The 9,029-nt window shown below is 69.6% G+C and carries 7 protein-coding genes; 4 read left to right on the top strand and 3 right to left on the bottom strand.

Annotated features, from left to right (window positions below; translation table 11 throughout):
• Positions 1-338 precede the first annotated feature (338 nt).
• On the top strand, positions 339-635 hold the full coding sequence (locus tag AB0J80_RS36990; RefSeq protein WP_364714330.1) for a hypothetical protein: 297 nt from the start codon (positions 339-341) through the stop codon (positions 633-635).
• Between the two features lie 198 nt (positions 636-833).
• Here AB0J80_RS36990 and AB0J80_RS36985 read toward each other — a convergent pair whose 3' ends face one another.
• The 3 genes from AB0J80_RS36985 to AB0J80_RS36975 form a co-directional block, all read right to left on the bottom strand.
• Complete coding sequence (locus AB0J80_RS36985; RefSeq protein ID WP_364714328.1) at positions 834-959, bottom strand: hypothetical protein; 126 nt, start codon at positions 957-959, stop codon at positions 834-836.
• Positions 960-1,494: 535 nt separating this feature from the next.
• A complete protein-coding gene (locus AB0J80_RS36980; protein WP_364714326.1) occupies positions 1,495-2,139 on the bottom strand; it encodes an SRPBCC family protein in 645 nt (214 codons plus the stop codon).
• Positions 2,136-3,176, bottom strand: a complete 1,041-nt coding sequence (locus AB0J80_RS36975; protein ID WP_364714324.1) for a zinc-dependent alcohol dehydrogenase family protein — start codon at positions 3,174-3,176, stop codon at positions 2,136-2,138. The genes AB0J80_RS36980 and AB0J80_RS36975 overlap by 4 nt, the downstream gene beginning before the upstream one ends.
• A gap of 129 nt (positions 3,177-3,305) precedes the next feature.
• On the opposite strand from AB0J80_RS36975, the gene ppdK reads away from it, so the two are divergent.
• From ppdK to pflA, 3 genes are all read left to right on the top strand, one after another.
• A complete protein-coding gene (gene ppdK / locus AB0J80_RS36970; protein WP_364714322.1) occupies positions 3,306-5,963 on the top strand; it encodes a pyruvate, phosphate dikinase in 2,658 nt (885 codons plus the stop codon).
• A gap of 93 nt (positions 5,964-6,056) precedes the next feature.
• Positions 6,057-8,300 carry a formate C-acetyltransferase gene (pflB, locus tag AB0J80_RS36965; protein ID WP_364714321.1) on the top strand — a complete coding sequence of 748 codons (2,244 nt, stop codon included), beginning with the start codon at positions 6,057-6,059 and terminating at the stop codon, positions 8,298-8,300.
• Positions 8,297-9,028: a pyruvate formate-lyase-activating protein gene (gene pflA, locus AB0J80_RS36960; protein WP_364714320.1), complete on the top strand. Its 732-nt coding sequence runs from the start codon at positions 8,297-8,299 to the stop codon at positions 9,026-9,028. Before pflB ends, pflA begins: the two co-directional genes overlap by 4 nt.
• Position 9,029 lies beyond the last annotated feature (1 nt).

Here is a 9,029-nt window from a genome sequence, read left to right as displayed (position 1 = left end):
AGGTCCTCGACTGGAAGACGCCCGCCGAAGCTCTCGACGAGCAGCTACGGTTGCTCCAACCGGCAGGTGTTGCAACGACCGGTTGAACCTAGGCAGTGAACGAAGGTGGCATCGGTTCCAAGCGTGCTAGGGGGCCACCTCTGCCAAGCCCCAGGATCGGTAGGCCTGGCATCCGGCTGAGGGGCAGTCTCGGGGCGTTGGCGTGCGGCGACGACGAGGCCGGCCGTCCAGCCAGGTGCTCGTCCTTGCGGCGGCGGCTGAACCGCTGGTCCTACCGGATGGCCGCTCATCGCCAGCGCCCACGAGACCAGCGAATTGGAGTTCCACATCTCGCCGGTGTGGAGCTCATCGCGGCCCCACGTGGCACACGGGAACTTCGGCAGGATCTCGAGGAGCTGCTCAGCATGGGCCGCGTCGACACCAACGAGTTGCGGACCTGCGACGGCAGCGGCGAGGTCAGGGATGCTGCCGTTGCGCCACCGTCGGACCTCGTAGCGGAACAGGCGCGAGCGGCCCAGCAGGCGGTGACCTACCGGCCCCTCAGCGACCACACCCCGGTTGTCAGCTGTGCTGCTCCAGACCGGGGCCATCTCGACGGTGTACAGGTCACCGCGTACATGGACCCGAAGGGCTGAGTGATAGAGAGACAGCGGGTTCCGATGGGTACGTCGTGCTGCGACGCTCTCGTAGAGGCGTCCTGCGCAACGGACGGAACGCTGACCTCCGGCACCGAGCGGCAACCAATAGAGCTCGACGCACGTGCCGGCCCGGTGCTCGGTCGCACCGCGGGTGCCGAAGCCGACCGAAGATTTGGGCTGCACCGCACATCACCTTCATCGATGCGTGAGACGCTGCACGCCGTGCGCGGCCGCATCGACGACAGCGGCGACCGCGACGACCGCAACTGCGATCAGCGGGAAAAGTGCGCCTACCCCCATGGCGAGCAGCTGACGCTTCATGATGCCCTCCTCGTGCCCAGTACCGACGTTCTCCTCCCAGCAGACCGCTCCTCCACGCCGGGCCGGCAGGGCTCAAGGACGGGAAAGCGGGGGCCTTATGGCTCCTGCTGCTCGACTCGAGTCTCTCGGCCCTGACGGTGGTCCCGACCGGCGCCCTACCGTCAGTGAAGAGGGCTGGGCCGAGCTCAGCCACGGACGAGGAGCCGAGATGGGCGTCTTCAGGAAGGTGCTGTGCGGCCTGGGCCGGCATTCCGGGCAGTGGTCATATCCCGGCAGTCGCTGCGAAGTCGTTCGGACCTGTGACTACTGCGCCAAGACCGAGGAGATCAGCCGCCATACGTGGGGCGAGTTCGCCTACATCGATGCAGACGGCTGTGTTCAGGCTCGTCGCTGCGGACGGTGCGGTGCCACGGAGTCTCGAATGGAGCACGTGTGGGGACCATGGCTGTATCTGAACACCGAGTTCAATTCGCCGCAGACCCATACCTGCCGACGCTGCCATACGACCGAGAGGACCGCTCCCACGGGGCGGTGATCAGCCTGTGCGCGGGCCTCGGGAGCACTGGTCGCCGCGCCGTTCCGCGCGGTGCTTGATCCCGAGCAGCATCCGGCGTTCCATGATCAGGCTGCCGGGAGTCATCGCCAGGTCATAGAGGAACCGGCGGATTCGTCCTGCGCTCCGGAGCTGGATCCGGTTCCGGCTGATGAGCCGCGTTCCGGAAGCCTCTGCGCGCAGCGTGAAGCTCCACACCCAGGCACCGTCGGTCGAGCGGATCGCGAGGGTCCGCTCGGGTTCGCAGATTTCGACGCGCATGTCCGGACCGGTCTTGCCCAACGGCAGGACGTCGCCGACATCGAGCTTCTGGAACTGCGGGAGGATGTCGTCGGCGCTGTGCATGTCGAGGCCGAGCAGGTTCTCGATCCAGTCGTAGGTGTACGCGCCGCCGCGGCCGCTGCCCATCTGCACCAGCCAGGGCCAGACGGCCGCCGGGGTGGCACCGATGGTGATCGCGCGGGTGGAGACCAACCCGGCGTCCGGCAGCAGGTCGTCACCGGCGAGCGGGCCGGCCGCCTCCTGCGAGGTGGCGCCCCAGGTCAGCAGTCGGCGCCGGACCGGTCGTGTGCCGGCCACGGCCGCCGCCGTCACAACGGCGGCGGCGAGCAGTCCTCGGGTTCTCATCGCGACAGCACTACCTTGAGCGCGCCCGAGTGCGCGGGGTCTGCGAACACGTCGTACGCCGTCATGAACTCGTCGAGGGCGAAACGGTGCGTGACCATGTGGCCCAGGTCAAGCTGCCCGGCCATCAGCATGGTCAGCAGCTTCGGCGTCGAGGACGTGTCGACCAGGCCGGTGGTGATGGTGACGTTACGAATCCACAGGTCTTCCAGGTGCAGCGTCGCGGGCTTGCCGTGCACGCCGATGTTCGCCACGCGGCCGCCGGGCCGTACCAGTGCGGCGCACAGCTCGAAGGTCTGCGGCGTGCCGACGGCTTCCATCGCCACGTCCGCGCCCAGCCCGTCGGTCAGGGCATGCACCACTGCCATCGGATCCTCCGCGCCCGCGACCACGGTCGTGTCCGCGCCGAACATCTTCGCGGCCTGCAGCCGGCTTTCCGCCTTGTCGACAACGACGATGTGGGCCGGCGAGTAGAGGCGCGCCGTCACCACGGCGGCCAGCCCGATCGGTCCGGCGCCCACGATCACGACGGTGTCGCCGGGGCGTACCCGGCCGTTGAGCACGCCGACCTCGTACGAGGTGGGCAGGATGTCGGCAAGCAGCACCGCCGCCTCGTCGCTGACCTGATCCGGCAGCTTGTACGTCGACAGGTCGGCGAACGGGATCCGCGCGTACTGCGACTGCACGCCGTCGATGAGATGGCCGAGGATCCAGCCACCACCGCCGCGGCACTGTCCGTACGCACCCTCCCGGCAGTAGCGGCAGGTTCCGCAGGCGGAGATGCACGAGGCGAGCACCCGGTCTCCCGGCGTCAACCCGGCGACGCCGCCACCGGCCTCGACGACCGTGCCGACCGCCTCGTGGCCGAGCACCCGGCCGGGGACCACCTCGGGCACGTCACCGCCGAGGATGTGCAGGTCGGTGCCGCAGATGGTGACGGCGTCGACCCGGATGACCGCGTCTCTCGGATCCTGGATCCGGGCGTCGGGGATCTCCGTCCAGGACCGGACTCCCGGCCCGCCGTACACAAGGCCCTTCATGACCGACTCCTCTCGCTGTCGTCACCTCCACGCTCGTCCTGCCGCAGCCCGCCCAGTAGGGACGTCCGGCCCTACTGGGTGGGTCGTCGGCCGGGCTACCAACGGGGAAAGAGAAGGGGTGCGACCACGATGACCGGATATGTCTACGACTTCGTCGAGGGCAACAAGGACCTCAAGGACCTGCTGGGAGGCAAGGGCGCCAACCTGGCTGAGATGACCCGGATGGGGCTGCCCGTGCCGCCCGGCTTCACCGTCACCACCGAAGCATGCCGGGAGTACCTGCGCACCGGCGCCATGCCCGCCGGACTGTTCGACGAGGTGGAGCACCACCTGCACCTCATGGAGACCCGGATGGGCAAGAGGTTCGGCGACGCCGACGATCCCCTGCTGCTGTCGGTGCGCTCCGGTGCGAAGTTCTCCATGCCCGGGATGATGGAGACGATCCTCGACATCGGCCTCAACGACGCGAGCGTGGCAGGCTTGGGCCGGCAGAGCGGCGACGAGCGGTTCGCCTGGGACTCCTACCGGCGGCTCATCCAGATGTTCGGCAGGACCGTGTCCGACGTACCCGGCGAGGCCTTCGAGACGGAACTGGAGGCCGCCAGGGCCACCGCCGGCGTCGCTGTGGACCCCGAGTTGAGCACGGCCCAACTGCAGGATCTCGTGTACGCGTACAAGAAGGTGTTCGCGGAGCACACCGGCCGTGACTTCCCGCAGGCTGTGCACGAGCAGCTGTTCCTGGCGATCGGGGCGGTGTTCCGGTCGTGGAACGCCGAACGCGCGAGGGTCTACCGCCGGCAGGAACGCATTCCGCAAGACCTGGGCACCGCCGTCAACGTGATGGCCATGGTCTTCGGCAACCGCGGCGAGAACTCCGGCACCGGGGTGGCCTTCACCCGGGACCCGGCCACCGGGCGCCGCGGCGTCTACGGCGACTATCTGCGCAACGCGCAGGGCGAGGACGTGGTCGCCGGGATCCGGAACACGGTCGGCCTGAGCGAGCTGGCGACCATCGACCCGGTGAGCTACCGGCAGTTGCTGTCGATCATGCAGCGTCTCGAGCAGCGCTACCGCGACCTGTGCGACATCGAGTTCACCATCGAAGACGGCAAGCTGTGGATGCTGCAGACCCGCGTCGGCAAACGCACGCCGGCCGCCGCCTTCGTGATAGCCGCGCAGCTGGTCGACGAGGGCGCGATCAGCCTCGACGAGGCGCTGCAGCGGGTCACCGGCGAGCAGCTCGCCCAGCTGATGTTCCCCAGCTTCGACACCGACGCCGCTCCCCCGCCGCTCACCGTCGGTGTCCCCGCCTCACCGGGCGCAGCGGTCGGCGCGATCGTCCTCGATTCCGCCGCGGCGGCCGCGGCCACGGGGCCGGTCATCCTGGTACGCCGGGAGACCAACCCCGACGACCTGCCCGGCATGATCGCCGCGCAGGGCATCCTCACCGCGCGCGGCGGCAAGACCTCGCACGCCGCCGTCGTCGCCCGCGGCATGGGCAAGACCTGCGTCTGCGGCGCCGAGGGGCTGATCATCGATGGCGACGCCGTCAGCGTGGCCGGCCGCTTCCTGCACGCCGGAGACGTCATCTCGATCGACGGCACCACCGGCAAGGTCTACCCGGGTGCCGTCGCGGTGCGGCCTTCACCGGTCGTGCGCTACTTCGAGGGTGAACTGACCGCCCATGGCGACCCGCTGCTGGCCGCGGTGCAACGGCTGACGATCCACGCCGGCCACCTCGCGCGGCTGCGGGTGCACGCCAACGCGGACACCGCCGCGGACGCCGCCCGCGCCCGCCGCTTCGGCGCCACCGGCGTCGGCCTGTGCCGCACCGAGCACATGTTCCTCGGCGACCGAAGGGAGCTGGTCGAGCGGCTGATCCTCGCCGACGACGACACCGAGAGGGAAGAAGCCCTTGCCGCACTGCTGCCGTTGCAGCGCAACGAATTCGAGGACCTGCTCGCCGCCATGGACGGCCTGCCGGTGACCATCCGGCTGATCGACCCGCCGCTGCACGAGTTCCTGCCACCGTTGGAGGAGCTGACCGCGCGAGTGGCCCGTGCGGAGGCGCTCGGCGAGGACCCCGGTCGCGACGGCACGCTGCTCGCGGCGGTGCGCCGCATGCACGAGCAGAACCCCATGCTCGGCCTGCGCGGCGTACGCCTCGGGCTGGTCGTGCCCGGCCTGTTCGCCATGCAGGTCCGGGCGATCGCGGAGGCCGCGGCGGCGCGGGTCGCCGACGGCGGCGACCCGCGGCCGGAGATCATGGTTCCGCTGGTCGGCGCCGTCCAGGAGCTCGAGACGGTACGCGCGGAAGCCGACTCCGTCCTCATCCGCGTGCCCGGCGCCCCTCCGATCCGTATCGGCACCATGATCGAGGTGCCGCGCGCCGCCCTGACCGCCGGGCAGATCGCCGCCGCGGCGGAGTTCTTCTCCTTCGGCACCAACGACCTCACCCAGATGACGTGGGGGTTCTCCCGCGACGACGTGGAGGGCGCCTTCTTCGGCCGCTATCTGGAGCTCGGCATCTTCGCGGCGTCGCCGTTCGAGACGATCGACGCGGACGGCGTCGGTGAGCTGGTGCGCATCGCCGTCGACCGCGGACGCGCCGTGCGGCCCGAACTCACCGTAGGAGTGTGTGGCGAACACGGCGGCGACCCGGCCTCGGTGCGGTTCTTCCACGACGCCGGCCTGGACTACGTGTCCTGCTCGCCGTTCCGCGTACCCGTCGCCCTGCTCGAAGCCGGACGCGCCGCGACCCGCACGACCGGCTCGGACAGCAGGTAGGAGCAGGGCCCTGAGGTCCCCCCGGAGGGGACCTCCGGCCCTGAGCAGCGGGCGCGGCCCTCGGGAACGCTGGAGGGAGAAGAAGGAGGGGCCATGGCCACCACGCTCCACGACGCCTGGCGCGGCTTCCGCGGCACCGGCTGGCGCGAGACCATCGACGTCGGCGGATTCATCCACGACAACATCGAGCCGTACACCGGCGGATCGGAGTTCCTGACCGGCCCGACGCACCGCACCGAGCGGATCTGGCAACAGCTGCAGCGGATGTTCGTCGAAGAGCGCCGCCGCGGAATCTACGACGTCGACGCCCACACGCCGTCCACGATCACCTCGCACGAGCCCGGATACCTGGACCGTGACCATGAGCTCATCGTCGGCTTGCAGACCAGCACGCCGCTGCGCCGGGCCATCATGCCGGGAGGCGGGCTGCGGATGGTGGAGGCCGGCCTGGCAGCGTACGGCTACAGCCTGGACCCGACGGTCAAGGCGATCTTCAGCCGGTACCGCAAGACGCACAACGACGGCGTCTTCGACGCCTACCCCGCGGACGTGAAGGCGGCACGGCGATCGCACATCATCACCGGCCTGCCCGACGCGTACGGTCGGGGCCGGATCATCGGCGACTACCGCCGGGTCGCGCTCTACGGCGTGGACCGGCTCATCGCCGAGCGGCAGGTACGCAAGGCGGAGCTGGACGCGCAGCTGTCGTCCGAGGACGTCATCCGCGACCGCGAGGAGCTCGCCGAGCAGATCCGTGCCCTCCAGGAGCTGCGGTTCATGGCGGGTCGCTACGGCCACGACATCTCGGGCCCGGCCGCCACCGGCCGCGAGGCGATCCAGTGGCTGTACTTCGCCTACCTCGGGGCCATTAAGGAGCAGAACGGCGCCGCGATGTCGCTCGGCCGCACCTCGTCGTTCGTCGACATCTACCTGCAGCGTGACATCGCCGAGGGCCGGCTCACCGAGCAGGACGCGCAGGAGCTCGTCGACGACTTCGTGATCAAACTGCGGATCGTCCGGTTCCTGCGTACCCCCGCGTACGACGAGCTGTTCTCCGGCGACCCGACCTGGGTCACCGAGGCGCTCGGCGGCATCGGCTGCGACGGCCGGCCCCTGGTCACCCGCACCAGCTACCGATACCTGCAGACCCTCTACAACCTCGGTCCCGCCCCGGAGCCGAACCTCACCGTGCTGTGGTCGCCGCGGCTGCCGGAGGGCTTCAAGCGGTTCTGCGCCCAGGTGTCGATCGACACCAGCTCCATCCAGTACGAGAACGACGACCTCATCCGCCCCGCGTACAGCGACGACACCGCGATCGCCTGCTGTGTCTCGGCGATGCGCGTCGGCAAGGACATGCAGTTCTTCGGCGCCCGCGCCAACCTGGCCAAGGCGCTGCTGTACGCGATCAACGGCGGCCGCGACGAGATGACCGGCGAGCAGGTCGCCCCCGCCTCGCCGCCCGTGACCGACGACGTCCTGGACTTCGACGAGGTGATGTCGGCCTACGACCGGACGCTGGACTGGCTCGCGGAGACGTATGTGGACGCGCTCAACGTCATCCACTTCATGCACGACAAGTACGCCTACGAACGCCTCGAGATGGCCCTGCACGACTACCCTGTGCACCGGTTCCTCGCCACCGGCGTCGCCGGCCTGTCCGTCGCCGCCGACAGCCTCAGTGCCATCCGGTACGCCCAGGTCAAGGCGCTGCGGGACGAGACCGGGCTGGTGGTCGACTACTCGGTCGACGGCGAGTTCCCGATGTTCGGCAACAACGACGACCGCGCCGACGCCATCGCGGTCGACCTGGTCGAACGGTTCATGGCCAAGATCCGCCGGCAGCCCACGTACCGCGACGCCGAACCTTCGCTCTCGGTTCTCACGATCACCTCGAACGTCGTCTACGGCGCCCACACCGGCAACACCCCGGACGGCCGCCGAGCCGGCGAGCCGTTCGCACCCGGCGCCAACCCGATGAACGGCCGCGACAAGCACGGCATGGTCGCCGCCGCGCTCTCGGTCGCCAAGCTGCCCTACCGCTGCGCCCGCGACGGCATCTCGCTGACCATCACCGTCACCCCCGACGGCCTCGGCCACGCCCGCGGTGAACGAATCATCAACCTGGCCGGTGTCCTCGACGGCTACACCGACAGCGGCGGCTTCCACATGAACGTCAACGTTCTGCTCCGCGAAACCCTCGAGGACGCCATGGCGCACCCCGAGAACTACCCGCAGCTGACCATTCGGGTGTCCGGCTACGCGGTCAACTTCGTCAAGCTGACGACCCAGCAGCAGCGCGACGTGCTCTCCCGGACCTTCCACGGGTCGCTGCGATGACCACCGGCTCCGTCCACTCGTTCGACATCTCCACCGGGGTGGACGGACCGGGCACCCGGTTCGTCGCCTTCCTGGCCGGCTGCCCGCTGCGCTGCCTGTACTGCCACAGCCCCGACACCTGGTACCGGCGCAGCGGGAAGCCGACCACCGCCGCCGCACTGCTCACCGAGGTCGGCCGCTACGAACGCTTCCTCAAGGTCGCCGGCGGCGGGGTCACCATCAGCGGCGGGGAACCCCTGCAACAGGCCGCCTTCACCCGGGAGGTGCTGCGCGGATGCAAGGACCTGCGTCTGCACACCGCCCTGGACACCAGCGGCTTCCTCGGAAGCTACGCCGACGACGCCCTGCTCGACGTGACCGACCTGGTGCTGCTGGACATCAAATCCGGTGACCCCGCCACGTACCGGCGGGTGACCCGCACTGGGCGTCTCGAGCCGACCGTACGGTTCGCCCACCGCCTGGCCGACCGCGGCATCAGCATCTGGATCCGTTTCGTGCTCGTGCCCGGCCTCACCGACGATCCGGCCAACGTCGACGAGGTCGCCTCCATCGCGGCCGGGATGCCCACCGTCGAGCGTGTCGAAGTGCTGCCCTTCCACCGCCTCGGTGCGGCCAAGTACGCCGCCCTCGGCATACCGTTTCCCCTGACCGGCACGCCGGTCCCGGACGGGACACTGCTCGAACGGGTACGCGGACAATTCCGCGATCACGGGCTGACCGCGTATTGAC

Source organism: Actinoplanes sp. NPDC049548 (assembly GCF_040676695.1).
Lineage (GTDB): Bacteria > Actinomycetota > Actinomycetes > Mycobacteriales > Micromonosporaceae > Actinoplanes.
Note: the sequence above shows the minus strand (reverse complement) of the source record. Positions and strands in the feature narration are given on the sequence as shown.

What these genes read in the sequence shown, in the direction of transcription:
- AB0J80_RS36985 (WP_364714328.1), bottom strand. Translation starts at nt 959, where the DNA reads ATGAAGCGTCAGCTGCTCGCCATGGGGGTAGGCGCACTTTTCCCGCTG.
- AB0J80_RS36980 (WP_364714326.1), bottom strand. Translation starts at nt 2,139, where the DNA reads ATGAGAACCCGAGGACTGCTCGCCGCCGCCGTTGTGACGGCGGCGGCC.
- AB0J80_RS36975 (WP_364714324.1), bottom strand. Translation starts at nt 3,176, where the DNA reads ATGAAGGGCCTTGTGTACGGCGGGCCGGGAGTCCGGTCCTGGACGGAG.
- ppdK (WP_364714322.1), top strand. Translation starts at nt 3,306, where the DNA reads ATGACCGGATATGTCTACGACTTCGTCGAGGGCAACAAGGACCTCAAG.
- pflB (WP_364714321.1), top strand. Translation starts at nt 6,057, where the DNA reads ATGGCCACCACGCTCCACGACGCCTGGCGCGGCTTCCGCGGCACCGGC.
- pflA (WP_364714320.1), top strand. Translation starts at nt 8,297, where the DNA reads ATGACCACCGGCTCCGTCCACTCGTTCGACATCTCCACCGGGGTGGAC.